This window comes from Blastococcus sp. SYSU D00868 (assembly GCF_054050575.1).
Map to the genome: position 1 here is coordinate 16,603 of NZ_JBJGZO010000003.1, position 18,040 is coordinate 34,642.

Consider the following 18,040-nt stretch of genomic DNA (forward strand, 5'->3'; position numbering starts at 1 on the left):
CACGTCCATGAGGTTCCGCCGCACCACGACCGCCGTGACCGTCGCGATCGCCACCCTCGCTCTCGCCGCCTGCGGGGACGACGGCGACGACGGGGGCGGCGGCGACGCCGCCGAGCCGTCGGTCGCCGACGCCCCGGAGTTCGAGGCCGGCACCACGATGGCCCGGCTCGCCGAGGCGGGCACCATCCGGATCGGCACCAAGTTCGACCAGCCGGGGTTCGGTCTGGAGAACCTCGAGGGCGAGGTCGAGGGCTTCGACGTCGAGGTCGGGAAGATCATCGCCGGCGCGCTCGGCATCGCCGAGGGCGACATCGAGTGGGTCCAGACCCCGTCGGCCGTCCGCGAGGAGGTGCTCGAGGGCGGGGAGGTCGACATGGTCGTGGCGACCTACACGATCAACGACACCCGGCGGGAGCGGGTGTCCTTCGCCGGGCCGTACTACGAGGCCGGCCAGCAGATCATGGTCGCGTCGGACGACGAGGAGATCACCGGGCCGGAGTCGTTCACGGAGAACCCGGACGCGACCGTCTGCTCGGTGACCGGCTCGACGCCGTCGGAGACCATCCGGCAGTACCTCGCGAGCGACGACCAGTTGGTGCTGTTCGACGAGTACTCGCAGTGCGCCGACGCCCTGAGCAACGGCCAGGTCGACGCCGTGACGACGGACAACGTGATCCTGCTGGGCTTCGTCTCGGAGTCCGACGGCGCGTTCAAGCTCGTCGGCGAGCAGTTCACCGAGGAGCCCTACGGCATCGGCATCACGAAGGGCGACGTCGCCTTCTGCGAGTTCATCAACGAGACGCTCGCCGACAACGAGGACGCCTACGTCGAGGCCTGGGAGAGCACCGCCGGCCAGGTCGAGGGCACCGAGACCCCCGAGCTGCCCGAGCCCCAGCCCTGCTCCTGACCGCCTGACGCCACGGCCGGCCGCCGCGGCGGCCGGCCGTGGCGCAGCGCCCCGCACCGATCCCGGCCGGCCTGGAGGGAGCGCCCGTGAGCCCGGTCCTCGACAACCTCGACCTCTTCGTCGACGGCTTCCTCACCTCGCTGGAGATCATCCTGTGGTCGCTGGTGGGCTCGCTGCTCCTCGGCGTGGTGATCGCCGCCTGCCGCGTCTCGCCCGTGCCTCCGCTGCGCACCCTCGGCACGGTGTGGGTGACGACGTTCCGCAACACCCCGCTGTCGGTCGTCCTGTTCTTCTGCGCGTTCGGGCTGCCCGAGATCGGCATCAACAACAGCTTCTTCTTCTTCGGCGTGCTCGGCCTGGTGCTCTACACGTCGGCCTTCGTCTGCGAGGCGGTGCGCTCCGGCATCAACGCGGTGCCGGCCGGTCAGGCCGAGGCGGCCCGTTCCCTCGGGCTGACCTTCGGGCAGAACCTGCGCCTCGTCGTGCTCCCCCAGGCGCTGCGCACGGTGGTGCCGCCGCTGGGCAGCGTCCTGATCGCCATGTTCAAGAACTCCGCCGTGGTCGGCGCCTTCGGCGTCGGCGGGGACCTGTGGAGCACCGGGCAGACGCTCACCAGCGCCCGGGGCCTCGAGACGCTGCCCGTCTTCACCGGGGTGGCCATCGGCTACCTGCTCATCACCCTGCCCGCCGGAGCCCTGTTGCAGGTCGTCGAGCGGAGGGTGGCGATCGCGCGATGAGCGACCAGCAGTCGGTCCTGTACGACGCGCAGGGCCCGCGGGGGCGCCGCCGCACCCGGATCGGGACGGCGGTGGCGCTGGTGCTGCTCGCCGGGCTGGCCCTCCTCGTCGTCCGCCGGCTCGCCGACCGCGGGCAGTTCTCGATGGAGCTGTGGGGTCCGCTCATCGACCCCGACAACGAGGCGTTCGACGCCGTGTGGCGGCTGCTCGGCGAGGGCGTGGTCAACACCCTCGAGGCGGCCGCGGTGGCCATGGTGCTGTCGGTCGTCCTCGGCACCCTCATCGCCGTCGCCCGGCTGTCCCTGGGCCGGGTGGGCCGCATCCCGCTCATCGCGTTCGTCGAGGTGTTCCGCGGCCTGCCCGTGGTCGTGCTCGTGTACTTCGGGGTGCGCGTGCTCGACGACGTCGGGGTCGACCTCAGCGGCCTGCCCGGCGGTCAGGTGTTCTGGGGGCTGGTCATCGGCCTGACCGCCTACAACATGGTCGTGTTCGCCGAGGTCATCCGGGCGGGCGTCGCCTCGCTGCCCCGCGGCCAGCGGGAGGCGGCGCTGGCGACGGGGCTGACCAACGGCCAGACGATGCGCCTGGTGCTGCTGCCGCAGGCCTTCCGCGTCATGCTGCCGGCGATCATCAGCCAGCTCGTGGTGGTGCTCAAGGACACCTCGCTGGTCGCCTTCGTGGCCAACTACGACGAGCTGCTCAGCCAGGGCGAGAGCATCCAGCGGAACCTGGACAACCCGATCCAGACCTTCACCGTCGTCGCGCTGATCTACATCGCCATCAACTACACGCTGGGGCGGCTCGCGGAGTACATCCAGCGCCGTCAGCAGCGGGCCGGCCGCGCCGGCCGCGCCGCCGGCGTCGGCGAACCGGGCGAGGCGGCCCCCGTGCGCACGGGGGCGTGAGGCCCGGGCGCGCGCTGCGGGGCGGGCCGGCCGGACACCTCCGTGCGGAGTGGGACGGGCGGGACGCCGGTGCCTGCTGGGACGGCGTCCGGTCAGGCCGGCCGCCGGCACTGCCGAGTAGCTGGCCGTGGACACCGCTCTTCGCCCCGCCGTGCCGCCGCTGCCCGCGGTGACGAGGCTCTCCGACGGGCAGCCGGACCCCGCCCAGGAGTTCGTCAACCGCGTGCGCGCCGCCGCGCCGACGTTCGCGCTGGCCGCCGGCGCCGAGACCGCGGTCGTCCGCGAGGTCGTGCCCCCGGCGCGGCACCGCCGTGCCCGCTGCCGCCTGGTGCTGCGCTTCGCCGGCGAGGTCGAGGTCGACCTGACCTTCCTCGGCCCCGTCAGCCGCGGCGCGGTCGCGGCCGACGGCGGGTTCGACACGCAGATCCAGACCTGGCTCGCCAGCGACCGCCGCAACGAGGAGGCCTGGCTGGTCGCCGACGAGGAGTCGCCCGACGGCCTGGCCGTCGACGTCGTGGCGTGGGCGAAGCTGGACTCCCCCGCGGCGGTCTGACCGCCTCCCGGCCCGCCGGGGCCGCCGCTGCGGCGGCGGTGCCGACGACGACGGCCCCGCACCCCTGACCGGGGTGCGGGGCCGTCGTCGTCCGTGCGGCGGGGCTCAGGGCAGGAACGCGTCGAGCCCCAGCTCCGGGTGCCCGGTGCCGGCCTCCTCGTCGTCCCACTCGGCGTCCAGCGCCTCGCGGACGACGATGCCGGCCAGCCCGGATCCGTAGCCCTTGCGCGCCAGCATCCCCATGAGCCGCCGGTGTGCGGTCTCCCGGTCCACGCGGCGCAGCCCGGGCACGCGGCGGGCGACCAGCCGCCGGGCGGCGTCCCACTCGTCCTGGTCGTCGACGAGCGCGAGCGCCTCCTCGGCGTCCTCCCCGTCGACGCCCTTGGCGCGCAGCTCGGACTTCAGCGCCCGCCGGGACAGCCCCCGCCCGGCCTGGCGCGAGCCGACCCAGGCGCGGGCGAAGGCGGCGTCGTCGATCAGGCCGACCTCGCTGAAGCGGTCCAGGACCGCCTCGGCGGCGTCGGCCGGGACGCCCTTGCGGGCCAGCAGCTCCTCGAGCTGCCGCCGGGTCTTGGCCGCCCCGGTCAGCGCCCGCAGGCAGATGGCGCGGGCCACCGCCTCCGGGTCGCCGGGGTCGTCGGCCGGGTCGCCCGGCGGCTCGGCCGCGCCCCGCTCGGGGGGCGCGGCCGGACGCCGCCGGGACCGGCCGCGTGCGGGGCGGTCGACCTCGAGGTCGTTCCCCACCGGCTCAGAAGTCGGGGGTGTCGGCGACCGCCGGCGCGTCGACCTGCGGGCCGATGCCCAGCTTCTCCTTGATCTTCTTCTCGATCTCGTCGGCCAGGTCGGGGTTGTCCCGCAGGAACCCGCGGACGTTCTCCTTGCCCTGGCCCAGCTGGTCGCCCTCGTACGTGTACCAGGCACCGGACTTGCGGACGATGCCCTGCTCCACACCGATGTCGATGAGGCCGCCCTCGCGGCTGAAGCCGACGCCCCAGAGCAGGTCGAGCTCGGCCTGCTTGAACGGCGCGGCCACCTTGTTCTTGACGACCTTGACGCGCACCCGGCTGCCGACCGCGTCGGTGCCCTGCTTGAGGGTCTCGATGCGGCGGACGTCGAGGCGGACGGAGGAGTAGAACTTCAGCGCGCGGCCACCGGTGGTGACCTCCGGCGAGCCGTAGACGACGCCGACCTTCTCGCGCAGCTGGTTGATGAAGATCGCGGTCGTGCCGGAGTTGTTCAGCGCACCGGTGATCTTGCGCAGCGCCTGGCTCATCAGGCGGGCCTGCAGACCCACGTGGCTGTCGCCCATCTCGCCCTCGATCTCGGCGCGGGGCACGAGCGCGGCCACCGAGTCGATGACGATGATGTCGAGCGCGCCGGAGCGGATGAGCATGTCGGCGATCTCCAGCGCCTGCTCACCGGTGTCGGGCTGGCTGACCAGCAGCGCGTCGGTGTCGACGCCGATGGCCCGCGCGTACTCGGGGTCGAGGGCGTGCTCGGCGTCGATGAACGCCGCGATGCCGCCGGCGGCCTGGGCGTTGGCCACCGCGTGCAGCGCGACGGTCGTCTTGCCGGAGGCCTCGGGGCCGTACACCTCGATGACCCGGCCCCGGGGCAGGCCCCCGATGCCGAGCGCGATGTCGAGGGCGATCGAACCGGTCGGGATGACCTTGATCGCCTGCGCGGCACTGTCGCCCAGCCGCATGACCGAGCCCTTGCCGAACTGCTTGTCGATCTGGGCGAGGGCCATGTCGAGGGCCTTGTCGCGGTCGAGCGTTGCCATGGTGTTCACCTTCGGGAAGTCACGGTGTCGTGTGTGTCGAGCGGATCGGTGCCGACGCTAGAGACGAGGTCTGACACTTCCGGGGGACCGACCGGACCTGTGGAGGAACACCCGGCCTGTGGAACACAGTAGGCCGAACGTGTGTTCGACCGCCAGCCCGACACGCCGCCCGTCCCAGCCGTCCCACACGTGCCGCGGGACGGCCGCGCGGGGCGCCGGTCAGCGCTCCTTCGGCGGGACCTCGTACTCCTCGCAGATCGCCAGCCACACCCGCCGCACCGGCAGCCCCGCCTCGATCGCGTCGGCCGCCGTGCGGCCGCCGAGGGCGGAGAAGACGTGGTCGCGCACCACGCTCTGCGCGCGCATGGAGCCGAACTGCCCCTCCAGCCGGGACCAGAACTCCTGCAGACGCACACCCCGACGCTAGCGCGCCGGCGCCGCCCGCATCCCGGCGCGCAGTCGCCGCACGAGCGCGGCCGGGTCGTCGGCGGCGATCCGCAGCTCGGCCACCGGCTCGGCGCCGGCCCGGCGCAGCGGCAGCACGCGGGGGGTGCGCAGCTCGAGGTCGACCTGCGTGGAGGAGCCCTCGTTCACCGACACGGCGCGGCGCGGTCCGTCGGCGTGCAGGTGCACCGTCCGCGACCCCTCGACCGACCGGCGGCGCAGCCGGACCGCGGCGATCTCCTCCCACGGCACGACCAGGTCGACCGAGGCGAAGCCGTGCCGCACGCGGAGCCCCGTGTCGTCCACCCAGTGCGGCGTCGTGCGCACGGCGGCGAGCAGGCCGAGCATCCACAGCACCCCGTAGACGCCGGCGAGGTCGAGGACGAATCGCACCGTCTCCCACGGCACGACCACGTGGACGACGACCACCTCGACGGCGGAGACGACGACGAACACCCAGATCACCGGCGTCGTCGCGGCCGCGTACGGGAAGGCCTCGGCGCCCGCGGGCACCCGCGGACGGCGGGCTCCCCAGCGGAACAGCGCGCGCCACATCGTGAGCTCGAGCGCCAGCGCCCGGCGGGCGAGGTCGACGAGGCCGCCGGCCCGGCTCACGACGCCGCCCCGGCGACGAGCTCCCGCAGCCGCGCGAGCACCGCGTCCAGCCCCGCGACGAGGCCCGCCAGCCCGTCGTCGTCCAGGCCACCGACGAGCTGGCCGGCCAGCTCCGCCTGCCCGGCGCCGAACTCGTCGACGAGCCGCGCGCCGCGGTCGGTGAACGACACCAGCGTGGCGCGGCGGTCGCCGGGGTGCGGCTCGCGGGTGACCAGGCCGGCCTCGACCAGCCCGTCGACCAGGCCGGTGACGTTGCGGGGCGTCACGCCCAGCCCGTCGGCCAGCGACCGCTGGGTGCTGGGCCCGTGCTCGCGCAGGTGCCACAGCAGCGTGGCGCGCGGGACGGTCAGCCCGTGGGCGGCCAGCCCCTCGGCCATGTCGCGTCCCAGCAGGACGGTGACCTCCAGCAGCCGGTCGAGGGCCGCGACCGGGTCGATCCGCTCCGCCATGGTGAACTCCCTTCACCGTGAAGTGACTTCACGATATCAGGGCGGCCTACGCTGGTCGGGTGATCACCACGGGCTCGGCGGCCCTCGACACGGTGCTGGAGATCGGCATCGCGATCTGCCTGCTGCTGTCGCTCGTGCTGCTCTGGCGCAACTACCGCGGCCGCTGACCGGCCGGGCCGAGCAGCCAGACGACCACCAGCGGCACGACGAGCGCGGCGCTGACGGCGGCCACCAGGCCGTAGCCGCCCAGCGTCAGCAGCGGTCCGCCGACGACGCCGGCCAGCGCCGCGCCCAGGCCCATGAGCAGGTCGGTGCCGCCCTGGGCGGTGGGCCGCTGCGCCGCCCCGACCGACTCGGTGACCAGCGTCGACCCGGCGACCAGCCCGCACGACCAGCCGAGACCGAGCAGGAACAGCCCCGCGCCCAGCTGCCCGGCGTCGGCCGGTCCGGCCGTGCCCGACAGGGTCGCCGCCGCGAGCAGCAGGCCGGCCCCCAGCGCCACGACCGCCCGGCGGCCGACGCGGTCGGCCAGCCAGCCCACCAGCGGGGAGAACAGGTACATCCCGGCCACGTGCACGCTGATGACCAGGCCGATCAGCCGCAGCGTCGTCCCCTCGGGGCCGTGCGCGTGGCCCATGTGCACCGGCGTCATGACCATCACGCCGACCATGACCGCGTGCGAGACGACGACGGCGGTCAGGCCCAGCCGCCCGCCCGGGTCGGCCCACACCGCGGCCAGCGCCGCCCGGGTCGCCCGCCGCGGCCGCACCGGGACACCGCCCGCACCGCCGCGCAGCCGGCGGGCCAGCAGCAGCGGGTCGGGCCGCAACAGTCCCAGGAACACCGCCGCGACGATCAGGAAGACCGCCGCCGACAGCGCGAACCCGCCGCCCAGCGCGGGCAGCCCGAGGCGCACGCCGAGGTCCGCCCCGGGTCCGGCGAGGTTGGGCCCGAGCACCGAGCCGACGCTGGTCGCCCACACCACCAGCGACAGGTCCCGGCCGCGGCGCTCCGGCGCGGCGAGGTCGGCGGCGGCGTAGCGCGCCTGCAGCCCGCAGGCGGTGGCCGCGCCGAAGCAGAACAGGCCGGCCAGCAGCAGCGGCAGCGACGACAGCGCCGCCGCGACCACGGTGACGACCGCCCCCAGCACGGCGACGGCGAAGCCCGCGGCCAGGCCGGCGCGGCGGCCGGACCGGTCGCTGATCCGCGCGAGCGGGACCGCGAGCACCGCCGAGCCGAGCACCCCGGCGGTCTGGCCGAGCCCGGAGGCGGCGTCGCTGCCGGCGACGTCCCGGGCCAGCAGCCCGCCGAGGGTGATGCCGATCGTGACGCCGAGGCCGCTCAGCGCCGTGCCGCCGCCGAGCACCGCGACCGTGCGCCGCTGGACCCGGGCCAGGTCGGGCAGGGTCTCGGCGCGGGCGGCGTCCACGGCGGTCAGAGCCCCAGGGAGCGGCCGATGATCTCGCGCATGATCTCGTTGGTGCCGCCGTAGATCGACTGCACCCGGGCGTCCCGCCACGCCCGCGAGACCGGGTACTCGTCCATGTAGCCGTAGCCGCCGTGCAGCTGCAGGCAGCGGTCGGCCACCTTGTTCTGCAGCTCCGAGGTCCAGTACTTGGCCATCGAGGCGTCGACGGCGCTCAGCTCCCCCGCGTTCAGCCGGCGCACGCACTCGTCGACGAACGTGCGCGCGATCGTCGTCTCGGTGTGCAGCTCGGCGAGCACGAAGCGGCTGTGCTGGAAGCTGCCGACCGGCCGGCCGAACGCCGTCCGCTCCCGGACGTAGTCGAGGGTCTGGGCGAGCACCGTCTCGGCGGAGGCGACGGCAGTGACGGCGATCGACAACCGCTCCTGCGGGAGGTTGTCCATGAGGTGGGCGAAGCCGCGGTTCTCGGTGCCGAGAAGGTTCTCCGCGGGCACCCGCACCTCGTCGAAGAACAGCTCGGCGGTGTCCTGCGCCTTGAGCCCGACCTTGGCCAGGTTCCGGCCGCGGGTGAAGCCGGGCATGCCGCGCTCGACGACGAGCAGGCTGGTGCCGCGGGAGCCGGGCGCGTCGGGGTCGGTGCGCGCGACCACGACGACGAGGTCGGCGTTGATGCCGTTGGTGATGAACGTCTTCGCGCCCGAGAGCACCCAGTCGCCGCCGTCGCGGCGCGCGGTGGTGCTGATGGCCTGCAGGTCGCTGCCGGTGCCGGGCTCGGTCATCGCGATGGCGGTGATCAGCTCGCCGCTGCAGAACCCGGGCAGCCACCGCTGCTTCTGCTCGTCGGTGGCGAGGTCGCGCAGGTAGGGGCCGACGACGTCGTTGTGCAGCGTGAAGCCGACGCCGCTCGCGCCGACCCGGGCGAGCTCCTCGTCGACGACGGCGTTGTAGCGGTAGTCCCGCACCCCGCCGCCGCCGTACCGCTCCTCGAGGTCCATGCCGAGCAGGCCCTGGGCGCCGCCGGAGGTCCACACCTCGCGCGGCACGATGCCCTCGGCCTCCCACTGGTCGTGGAACGGCGCGACGGTCTTCTCCGCCCAGGCGCGCACCGTGGCGCGGAAGTCCTCGTGGTCGGCCTCGTAGAGCGTGGAGCGCATGGGCGCAGTGTGCCGCAGGCCACCGACCGGGCCGCGCGGCCCGATCGGGGGTGCGCCGTGGCGGACGACCCGTTGCGCACGGCGGAGTGTCGTACCCCGGGGTGACACTGGCTGCGTGTCCGCTCTCGACCGGTTCTCCGAGGCCACGCGCGCGTGGTTCACCGGCGCGTTCGCCGAGCCCACGGCCGCCCAGGAGGGTGCCTGGTCGGCGATCAGCTCGGGCGGGCACGCCCTCGTCGTGGCCCCCACCGGGTCGGGCAAGACCCTGGCCGCGTTCCTGTGGTCGCTCGACCGGCTGGCCAGCACCCCGCCGCCGGCCGAGGAGGTCCGCCGCTGCCGGGTCCTCTACGTCTCCCCGCTCAAGGCGCTGGCGGTCGACGTCGAGCGCAACCTCCGCGCGCCGCTGACCGGCATCGGGCAGGCCGCGCTGCGGCTCGGCCTGCCCCGGCCGGAGATCACCGTCGGCATCCGGTCCGGCGACACCCCGGCCGAGGAGCGCCGTGCCTTCGCCAAGCGGCCGCCCGACATCCTCATCACGACCCCCGAGTCGCTGTTCCTGCTGCTCACCAGCCAGGCACGGGAGGCGCTGCGCGGGGTCGAGACGGTGATCGTCGACGAGGTGCACGCCGTCACCGACTCCAAGCGCGGCGCGCACATGGCGGTCACCCTCGACCGGCTCGACGAGCTGCTCGAGCGCCCGGCGCAGCGGATCGGGCTGTCGGCCACCGTGCGGCCGATCGAGGAGGTCGCCACCTTCCTCGCCGGCGGCCGGCCGGTCGAGGTGGTGGCGCCCGGGTCGGCCAAGCAGTGGGACCTGTCGGTCGTCGTCCCGGTCGAGGACATGAGCGCGCTCGGCCAGCCGACCGGGGAGCTCGACGGCTCGGCCGCGGGCAACCAGCCCCGGAGCTCGATCTGGCCCGCCGTCGAGGAGCGGGTGCTCGACCTGGTCGAGGGCTCGCGCAGCACTATCGTCTTCTCCAACTCCCGCCGGCTGGCCGAGCGGCTGACCAGCCGGCTCAACGAGCTGGCCTACGAGCGGCAGACCGGCGAGCCGGTGCCGGCCGGGTCGACCCCGGCCCAGCTGATGGCGCAGGCCGGCGCCGGCGGCGGCGTGCCCGAGGCGTTCAAGCCGGTCGCGGCCGCGCACCACGGCTCGGTCTCCCGCGAGCAGCGGGCGGTGGTCGAGGAGGCGCTGAAGTCCGGCCAGCTGCCCGCCGTCGTCGCCACCTCCAGCCTGGAGCTGGGCATCGACATGGGCGCGGTCGACCTGGTCGTGCAGGTCGAGGCGCCGCCCACCGTGGCCGCGGGCCTGCAGCGGGTCGGCCGCGCCGGCCACCAGGTCGGCGCCGTCAGCCGCGGCGTGCTGTTCCCCAAGTACCGCGGCGACCTGGTGCAGTGCGCCCTGGTCGCCGAGCGGATGAAGGCCGGCGCCATCGAGTCGATCCGCTACCTGCGCAACCCGCTGGACGTGCTGGCCCAGCAGGTGGTCGCGATCGTCTCCGAGCGGCCGCGCACGGTCGACGAGGTCGGCGCCCTGGTCCGCCGGTCGGCGCCGTTCGCCGGGCTGCCCGAGTCCGCGCTGCACGCGGTGCTGGACATGCTGGCCGGCCGCTACCCCTCCGACGCGTTCGCCGAGCTGCGGCCGCGGCTGACCTGGGACCGGGTGACCGACACCCTCACCGCCCGCGGCGGCGCCCAGCGGCTGGCGGTCACCAGCGGCGGCACCATCCCCGACCGCGGGCTGTTCGGCGTCTTCCTCGTCGGCGGCGAGACCGGCGGGCGGCGGGTCGGCGAGCTGGACGAGGAGATGGTCTACGAGTCGCGGGTGGGCGACGTCTTCCTGCTCGGGTCGTCGTCCTGGCGGATCGAGGAGATCACCCACGACCGGGTGCTGGTCTCCCCCGCCCCGGGCCAGCCCGGGAAGATGCCGTTCTGGCACGGGGACGCCCCCGGCCGCCCGCTCGAGCTCGGCCGCGCGCTCGGCGCGTTCCTGCGCGAGGTCGGCTCGGCCGGCCCGGAGGCCGCGCGGGAGCGGGCCCGCGCCGCGGGCCTGGACGAGTGGGGCGTGGACAACCTGCTGGCCTACCTGGCCGAGCAGAAGGCGGCCACCGGCCACCTGCCCGACGACCGCACCCTGCTCGTCGAGCGCTTCCGCGACGAGCTGGGCGACTGGCGGCTGGTCGTGCACTCCCCCTTCGGCGCGCAGGTCAACGCCCCCTGGGCGCTGGTGCTCGCCGCCCGGCTGCGCGAGCGGTACGGGGTGGACGTCGCCTCCATGCACTCCGACGACGGCATCGTGCTGCGGCTGCCCGACACCACCGGCGAGCCGCCGGAGGCCGACCTCGCGGTGCTGGACCCGGACGACGTCGAACGCGAGGTGACCGCGCAGGTCGGGGACTCGGCACTGTTCGCCAGCCGCTTCCGCGAGTGCGCCGCCCGCGCCCTGCTGCTCCCCCGCCGCGACCCGCGCCGCCGCACCCCGCTGTGGCAGCAGCGCCAGCGCGCCGCCCAACTGCTGTCGGTGGCCAGCGAGTTCCCCGGCTTCCCGATCACCCTCGAGGCCGCCCGCGAGGTGCTGCAGGACGTCTACGACGTCCCGGGCCTGGTCGAGCTGATGCGCGACGTGCAGTCCCGCCGGGTCCGGGTGGTCGACGTGCAGACGCAGACCGCCTCGCCCTTCGCCACGTCGCTGCTGTTCGGCTACGTCGGGCAGTTCCTCTACGAGGGCGACGCGCCCCTGGCCGAGCGCCGCGCGCAGGCGCTCGCCCTGGACACCGGCCTGCTGGCCGAGCTGCTCGGCCGCTCCGAGCTGCGCGAGCTGCTCGACGCCGAGGCGCTGACCGAGGTCGAGGCGGAGCTGCAGCGGCTGCCCGCGGCGCGGCACCCGCGCGACGTCGACGGCGCCGCCGACCTGCTCCGCTACGTCGGCGACCTGACCCCGGCCGAGGCCGCGGCCCGCGGGGTGCCGGCGGAGTGGCTCGAGGAGCTGGTCGCCTCCCGGCGGGCCATCGTCGTCCGGATCGCCGGGGAGGAACGGCACGTCGCCATCGAGGACGCCGGCCGGCTGCGCGACGCCCTCGGCACCGCGCTGCCCGTCGGCGTGCCGGAGGCGTTCACCGAGCCGGTCGCCGACCCGCTCGGCGACATCGTCGGCCGCTACGCCCGCACCCACGGCCCCTTCCAGCCCGACGAGGTGGCGCGCCGGCTCGGCCTCGGCGTCGCCGTCGTCACCGCCACCCTGCAGCGCCTGGTCGGCAGCGGCCGGCTGGTCACCGGGGAGTTCCGGCCCGGCGGCACCGGGCAGGAGTGGTGCGACGCCGACGTGCTGCGCTCGGTCCGCCGGCGCAGCCTGGCCAAGCTCCGCCAGGAGGTCGAGCCGGTGCCGATCGGCACGCTCGCCCGGTTCACGCCCGCCTGGCAGTCGGTCGGCAGCCGGCTGCGCGGGCCCGACGGCGTCCTCGCCGTGGTCGAGCAGCTCGCCGGGGCGCTGGTGCCCGCCAGCGCCCTGGAGTCGCTCGTGCTGCCCTCCCGGGTGCGCGACTACTCCCCCGCGATGCTCGACGAGCTGACCAGCGCCGGCGAGGTGCTGTGGGCCGGCGCCGGGGCGCTGCCCGGCAACGACGGCTGGGTGAGCCTCGTCCCCGCCGACGTCGCCCCGCTGCTGCTGCCCGAGGCGCTCGAGCCGCCCGAGGAGGGCGGGTACGGGGCGGCGGTGCTCGACGGCCTGGCCGGCGGGCAGGCCATGTTCTTCCGCGGGCTGTCCGACCTCGCCGGCGCCACCGACGACACCGCGCTGGCCGACGCCGTGTGGGACCTGGTGTGGTCCGGCCACCTGACCAACGACACCCTCGCCCCGCTGCGGACCCGGCTGGCCGGCGCCGGCACCCACCGCAAGGCCCCTGCGCCGCCACGGGTCCGCACCTCCCGCTACGGCCGCCCGAGGCTGGGCCGGCCCGCCATGCCGACCCGCAGCGGGCCGCCGACGGTCGCCGGCCGGTGGTCCCGGCTGCCCGACCGGGAGGGCGACCCGACCCGCCGCACCACCGCCCGGGCCGAGGCCCTGCTGGAGCGGCACGGCGTGCTCACCCGCGGGGCGGTCATGGCCGAGCAGGTGCCGGGCGGCTTCTCCGCGGTGTACCCGGTGCTGCGGGCCTTCGAGGAGAACGGCCGGGCCCGCCGCGGCTACTTCGTCGAGACCCTCGGCGCCGCCCAGTTCGGCACCCCGGGCTCGGTCGACCGGCTCCGCGGCTTCGCCTCACCGGACCGGGCGCCGGCCGGCACCGTCGTCCTGGCGGCCACCGACCCGGCCAACGTCTACGGCGCGGCGCTGCCGTGGCCCGACCGGCCGGACGCCGCGGCGGCCGACGGCGACGCGGCGGGCGCGGTCGACATCGGCGAGGGCACCGCGACGAAGCGGGGCAGCGGGCACCGGGCGGGGCGGAAGGCCGGGGCGCTCGTCGTCCTCGTCGACGGCGACCTGGTCCTCTACGTCGAGCGCGGCGGCAAGACGCTGCTGTCGTGGACCGAGGAGGAGCAGGTGCTCAAGGAGGCGGCCACGGCGCTGTCCGGGGCCGTCGCGGCCGGGGCGCTGGGCCGGATGGTGGTGCAGAAGGCCGACGGGGCGTCGGTGCACGAGTCCACCCCGCTGTCGGCGGCGCTGCAGGCCGCGGGCTTCGCGGCGACCCCGCGCGGCCTGCGGCTGCGGGGCTGACTAGCGGTCGGCCGGGGGCTGCAGCCAGCCGCGCAGCAGCCGGGTCAGCACCGGCATGACGACGTAGCCGAGCAGCAGCACCACGACGCAGGCCGACAGCAGCAGCCGCGCCGGCAGCGGCCAGCTCGCCACGTGCGGCGCCACCAGCAGCTGGAAGCCGAGCGTGATCGCGAAGACGGCGACGACGGTCAGCACCGTCGACCGCCAGCGCGGGCCGGGCCGGGCCGGGCGGGTGAAGAAGCTGTCCAGGCCGGCGACCCGGGAGATGCGCTCGCCGTCGACCATCTCCTGCATCCGCTCCAGCGCGGCCTGCCGCTGCGGGGAGCGCTCCCACGCGGCGAGGGCGGCGTCGTCGGTGAAGCGGTAGACCAGGTGGTACTCCGAGCTGCCCGGCCCCGGCCGCAGCAGCGTGCCGCCGAGGTTGCCGGGAAAGGTGTGGGCCACCCGCAGGACGTCCTCGGCCCACTCCTCGAACGCCCGCCGGCGGTGCGGCCGCACCACGCGGGCCGCCGTCACGGTGACCGGCTCGGGGCGGTGCCCGACGACGTCGGTCCGGGCCAGCCGGGAACGGAGAGCGAGGGCCTGCACGCCCCGGTCAATGCGCACGCGCGGCGTGGTCATCCCGGTGTCGGCGGTCTCACAGCGCACGTGCCCGACCGGTCCCCGGCCGCCTCACCGCCGCGCCCGCGCGGCCTGGGCGTCCGGACCGGTGCCCGCCCCGGCGGGTCGGCTACCTTGGCCGGCGGCCGGCCCCGGGGCGGTCACGGGTGACGGCCGCGCCGTCCTGGCCGGGAGGCACCGATGTCGGAGACGTTCGTCCAGCCGTCCACGGCGGTCGCGACCCCGGAGGCGGTGACCGAGGCGCTGCGCGCGGTCGACTACCTGCCGGACGAGACGATCGCCGGCACCGTCCACCTGGCGGCCGCCCTGGAGAAGCCCGTCCTCGTCGAGGGACCGGCGGGGACGGGGAAGACCGAGCTGGCCAAGTCGGTCGCCCGCGCCACTGGCGCCCGGCTGATCCGCCTGCAGTGCTACGAGGGGCTCGACGAGGCCAAGGCGCTCTACGAGTGGGACTACCGCAAGCAGTTGCTGCGCATCCAGGCCGGTAGCGCCGGGCAGCCGACCGGCGAGCGCTGGGACGACGTCGAGGGTGACATCTTCAGCGAGCACTACCTGCTGCGCCGGCCGCTGCTCGAGGCCATCCGCGCCGAGGACGACGTCGTCCTGCTGATCGACGAGGTCGACCGGCTCGACGTCGAGACCGAGGCGCTCCTGCTGGAGGTCCTCTCCGACTACCAGGTCTCCATCCCCGAGCTCGGCACGGTGACCGCCCGCCGCCGGCCGCTGGTGTTCCTGACCTCGAACAACAGCCGCGAGCTGTCCGAGGCGCTCAAGCGCCGCTGCCTGTTCCTGCACGTCGACTACCCCTCACCCCAGCGGGAGCGGGAGATCGTCCTCGCCCGCGTGCCGGGGATCTCCGACGAGCTGGCCCGCCAGGTGGCGAACGCGGTCGCCGGCCTGCGCCAGTTGGACCTCAGGAAGCGGCCCTCGGTGTCGGAGACGATCGACTGGGCGCGGACGCTGCTGCTGCTCGGCGTCGCGGAGGTCGACGGCGAGGCGCTGCTGCGGCACCTGTCCGTGCTGCTCAAGCACCAGAGCGACATCGAGCTGGCGCGGACCCGGCTCGGCCCTGGCACGAGGCTCCGGTGAGCTCGGACCTCCCGCCGGTCCCGCGCGTGCACGGCGCCACCGCCCGGAGGAAGCCGGACGAGGTGGCGACCCCGGGGCGACCGGCGTGCTGACCGCCGTGGAGGGCCTGGTCGCCGAGCTGCGCGAGGTCGGCGTGCCGGTCCCGGTGAGTGCTGTCGTGGACGCCGCCCGCGCGATGACCCGCATCGACGTCCTCGACCGGGGCGCGGTGCGGGTCGCACTGCGCGCGGTCCTGATCAAGGACGCCGGACACCTCACGACCTACGACACCGTCTTCGACACGTTCTTCGCACTGCAGGAGCCGGCGGCCGAGGACGAGGACCCCGACCGCGCCATCGACAGGGCCACCGCCGGGGCCGACGACGGCACCGATCCGGGGACCGGCGACGGCGGGACCGGCAGGGACGGAGACGGCCACCGGGGGCCGCGGCGCGGTCCGGCAGGCGGCCTCCGGCACCTGGACGACGACGCCCTGCGCGACCTGCTGGTGCGGAGCCTGCGGGAGGAGGACGCCGTCCTGCTGCGGGCCCTCGCCCGCGTGGTGGTCGACCGGCACGCCGCCGTGAAGCCCGACCGGCCCCAGGACGTCGGCTACAACCTCTACCGGGCCCTGCGCATGATCGACTCCAACGAGATCGTCGTCCGCCTCGCCCACGCGGCGGACCCGCAGGCCGGCGGAGACCGCGTGCCGTCCGAGGTCGCCCGGCTGGCGGCCAGGGCGCAGGCGCAGGAGCTGGGACGGGCGCTGGAGACCGAGATCCGCCGACGCCTGGTGGCCGACCGGGGGGCGGAGGACGTGGCCAGGACGCTGCGGACCCCGCTGCCCGAGAACATGGCCTTCCTGGGGGCGTCGCCGAGGCACGTGGCCGCGATGCGCGAGGCGCTGCGACCGCTCGCCCGCTCCCTCGCCGCCCGGCTGGCGCAACGGCGCCGGCAGCACCAGCACGGCGCGCTCGACGTCCGGCGGACCCTGCGCACCGCCATGAGCACCGGCGGCGTCCCCGTGACGCCGGTGTTCCGGCGGCCGCACCCCGCCAAGCCGCAGCTGGTCGTCCTCGCCGACATCTCGGGGTCGGTGTCGACCTTCGCCACCTTCACGCTGCAGCTGGTCCACGCGCTGCGCTCGGAGTTCACCTCCATCCGCAGCTTCGCGTTCGTCGACACCATCGAGGAGGTCACCGACCTGATCGACGGGGCCGCGGACCCCAGCGAGATCGCGCACGTGCTCAACGAGGCCGGCGCCGGCGTCGGGTTCAACGGGCGCAGCGACTACGGCAACGCCCTGGCCGGTTTCGCCGAGCGGTGGGCGCCGCAGCTCACCCGCCGCACCACGGTCCTGGTGCTCGGGGACGCGCGCGGCAACGACCTCGACCCGAGGACCGAGGCCCTCGCCGTCGTGCGCCGGCAGGCGGGGGCCGTGCACTGGCTGAACCCCGAGCCACGGGAGTCGTGGGGCACCGGCGACTCGGACATCGACCGGTACGCCGCGCACTGCGACACCGTCGTGGAGTGCCGCACGCTCCGCGACCTGCGGGCCTTCGCCGAACGACTGGCCGGAGCGGGCGCCTCGGTCGCTCCCGGGGTGCAGCCGGCCGTGGAGGACGCGAGACGGCGCCGGCACGACCACGGAGCCGGCCACCACCATCACCACCACCACGCGCACTGACGGCAGCGACCGCATCCCGGTGTCGGCGGACTCACACCGGCCCCGGGCAGCGCGGGGACACCGCGCCCGAGCCCGGGCCGTGCCGGACGGGGACACTGGGGAGGTGCCCGAGGGAGACACCGTCTGGCTGGCCGCCAAGCGCATGGACCAGGCGCTGGGCGGGGCCACGCTGCGCCGCGGCGAGCTGCGGGTGCCCCAGCTGGCCGCGACCGACCTCGCCGGGCGGACGGTGCGCGAGGTCGTGCCCCGCGGCAAGCACATGCTCATCCGGTTCGCCGACGGCTGGACGCTGCGCACCCACTACCGGATGGACGGCAGCTGGCACGTCTACCGCCCCGGCGCGAAGTGGCGCGGCGGCCCGGCGTTCTCGGTGCGCGCGGTCCTGGCCACCGACGAGTGGGAGTGCGTCGGCTACCGGCTGCACGACGTCACCATGGTCCGCACCGAGCACGAGGACCAGCTGGTCGGGCACCTGGGCCCCGACGTCCTCGGGCCGGACTGGGACCTGGACGAGGCGCTGCGCCGGCTACGCGCGCACCCCGACGAGCAGGTGGGGGTGGCGATCCTCGACCAGCGCAACCTCTGCGGGCCCGGCAACCTCTACAAGGTCGAGACGCTGTTCCTGGTCGGCGTGCACCCGTGGGCGCGCGTGGCCGACGTCGACGACCGGCTCGAGCCGCTGGTGACCCGCGCCCGCACGCTGATGCTGGCCAACCGGGACCACCCCGAGCAGAGCACCACCGGCGACCTGCGCAAGGGCTTCGACCACTGGGTGTACGGCCGCAAGGGCAAGCCCTGCCGGCGGTGCGGGACGCCGATCCTCATGGGCGACCAGGGCCCGGACCTGCAGGAGCGGGTCACCTACTGGTGCCCGCACTGCCAGGCGGCCCGCTCCCCCATCGATCCGGCGGCGCGCACCGGCGAGCCCGGCCGGCCCCGGCCGATGGCCACCCCCGGCTGAGGAAGGACCCCGCTGCCCC

Annotated in this window: 16 protein-coding genes; 8 read left to right on the top strand and 8 right to left on the bottom strand. The window is 75.4% G+C overall.

Annotated elements, in window-relative coordinates:
• Positions 1-7: 7 nt before the first annotated feature.
• The 4 genes from ACI79F_RS03415 to ACI79F_RS03430 all read left to right on the top strand — a co-directional run bounded on the left by ACI79F_RS03415 (position 8) and on the right by ACI79F_RS03430 (position 3,102).
• Entirely contained in the window at positions 8-907 is a 900-nt protein-coding gene (locus ACI79F_RS03415; RefSeq protein ID WP_456546442.1) for a glutamate ABC transporter substrate-binding protein, read from the top strand.
• An 86-nt stretch (positions 908-993) separates the two neighbouring features.
• Positions 994-1,644 (top strand): amino acid ABC transporter permease, encoded by a 651-nt coding sequence (locus ACI79F_RS03420; RefSeq protein ID WP_456547053.1) that lies wholly within the window; start codon positions 994-996, stop codon positions 1,642-1,644.
• The gene (locus ACI79F_RS03425) at positions 1,641-2,549 is read left to right on the top strand and encodes an amino acid ABC transporter permease (protein WP_456547052.1); all 909 of its coding nucleotides are present in this window, start codon (positions 1,641-1,643) and stop codon (positions 2,547-2,549) included. Before ACI79F_RS03420 ends, ACI79F_RS03425 begins: the two co-directional genes overlap by 4 nt.
• Positions 2,550-2,676: 127 nt before the next feature.
• Positions 2,677-3,102 (top strand): hypothetical protein, encoded by a 426-nt coding sequence (locus ACI79F_RS03430; protein WP_456547051.1) that lies wholly within the window; start codon positions 2,677-2,679, stop codon positions 3,100-3,102.
• Between the two features lie 105 nt (positions 3,103-3,207).
• Here the strand turns inward: ACI79F_RS03430 and ACI79F_RS03435 are convergent, their stop codons facing one another.
• The 7 genes from ACI79F_RS03435 to ACI79F_RS03465 form a co-directional block, all read right to left on the bottom strand.
• Complete coding sequence (locus ACI79F_RS03435) at positions 3,208-3,846, bottom strand: regulatory protein RecX (RefSeq protein ID WP_456547050.1); 639 nt, start codon at positions 3,844-3,846, stop codon at positions 3,208-3,210.
• 4 nt (positions 3,847-3,850) lie between these two features.
• On the bottom strand, positions 3,851-4,885 hold the full coding sequence (recA, locus tag ACI79F_RS03440; RefSeq protein WP_456547049.1) for a recombinase RecA: 1,035 nt from the start codon (positions 4,883-4,885) through the stop codon (positions 3,851-3,853).
• Between the two features lie 219 nt (positions 4,886-5,104).
• The gene (locus ACI79F_RS03445; protein ID WP_456547048.1) at positions 5,105-5,299 is read right to left on the bottom strand and encodes a DUF3046 domain-containing protein; all 195 of its coding nucleotides are present in this window, start codon (positions 5,297-5,299) and stop codon (positions 5,105-5,107) included.
• 9 nt (positions 5,300-5,308) lie between these two features.
• Complete coding sequence (locus ACI79F_RS03450) at positions 5,309-5,944, bottom strand: hypothetical protein (RefSeq protein WP_456547047.1); 636 nt, start codon at positions 5,942-5,944, stop codon at positions 5,309-5,311.
• Complete coding sequence (locus ACI79F_RS03455) at positions 5,941-6,393, bottom strand: MarR family winged helix-turn-helix transcriptional regulator (RefSeq protein WP_456547046.1); 453 nt, start codon at positions 6,391-6,393, stop codon at positions 5,941-5,943. Before ACI79F_RS03455 ends, ACI79F_RS03450 begins: the two co-directional genes overlap by 4 nt.
• A gap of 151 nt (positions 6,394-6,544) precedes the next feature.
• The gene (locus ACI79F_RS03460) at positions 6,545-7,822 is read right to left on the bottom strand and encodes an MFS transporter (protein ID WP_456547045.1); all 1,278 of its coding nucleotides are present in this window, start codon (positions 7,820-7,822) and stop codon (positions 6,545-6,547) included.
• Between the two features lie 5 nt (positions 7,823-7,827).
• A complete protein-coding gene (locus tag ACI79F_RS03465; RefSeq protein ID WP_456547044.1) occupies positions 7,828-8,973 on the bottom strand; it encodes an acyl-CoA dehydrogenase family protein in 1,146 nt (381 codons plus the stop codon).
• Between the two features lie 115 nt (positions 8,974-9,088).
• Here ACI79F_RS03465 and ACI79F_RS03470 point away from each other — a divergent pair, with 115 nt between their 5' ends.
• Positions 9,089-13,684, top strand: a complete 4,596-nt coding sequence (locus ACI79F_RS03470; protein ID WP_456547043.1) for an ATP-dependent helicase — start codon at positions 9,089-9,091, stop codon at positions 13,682-13,684.
• Here ACI79F_RS03470 and ACI79F_RS03475 read toward each other — a convergent pair whose 3' ends face one another.
• On the bottom strand, positions 13,685-14,272 hold the full coding sequence (locus ACI79F_RS03475) for an antibiotic biosynthesis monooxygenase (RefSeq protein ID WP_456547042.1): 588 nt from the start codon (positions 14,270-14,272) through the stop codon (positions 13,685-13,687).
• A gap of 213 nt (positions 14,273-14,485) precedes the next feature.
• Between ACI79F_RS03475 and ACI79F_RS03480 the strand changes: the two genes are divergently transcribed.
• From ACI79F_RS03480 to ACI79F_RS03490, 3 genes are all read left to right on the top strand, one after another.
• Positions 14,486-15,394, top strand: coding sequence for an AAA family ATPase (locus ACI79F_RS03480; protein WP_456547041.1), 909 nt, complete (start codon positions 14,486-14,488; stop codon positions 15,392-15,394).
• Positions 15,395-15,479: 85 nt separating this feature from the next.
• Positions 15,480-17,060: a VWA domain-containing protein gene (locus tag ACI79F_RS03485; RefSeq protein WP_456547040.1), complete on the top strand. Its 1,581-nt coding sequence runs from the start codon at positions 15,480-15,482 to the stop codon at positions 17,058-17,060.
• Between the two features lie 103 nt (positions 17,061-17,163).
• The gene (locus ACI79F_RS03490; RefSeq protein ID WP_456547039.1) at positions 17,164-18,021 is read left to right on the top strand and encodes a DNA-formamidopyrimidine glycosylase family protein; all 858 of its coding nucleotides are present in this window, start codon (positions 17,164-17,166) and stop codon (positions 18,019-18,021) included.
• The last annotated feature ends 19 nt before the right edge of the window (positions 18,022-18,040 follow it).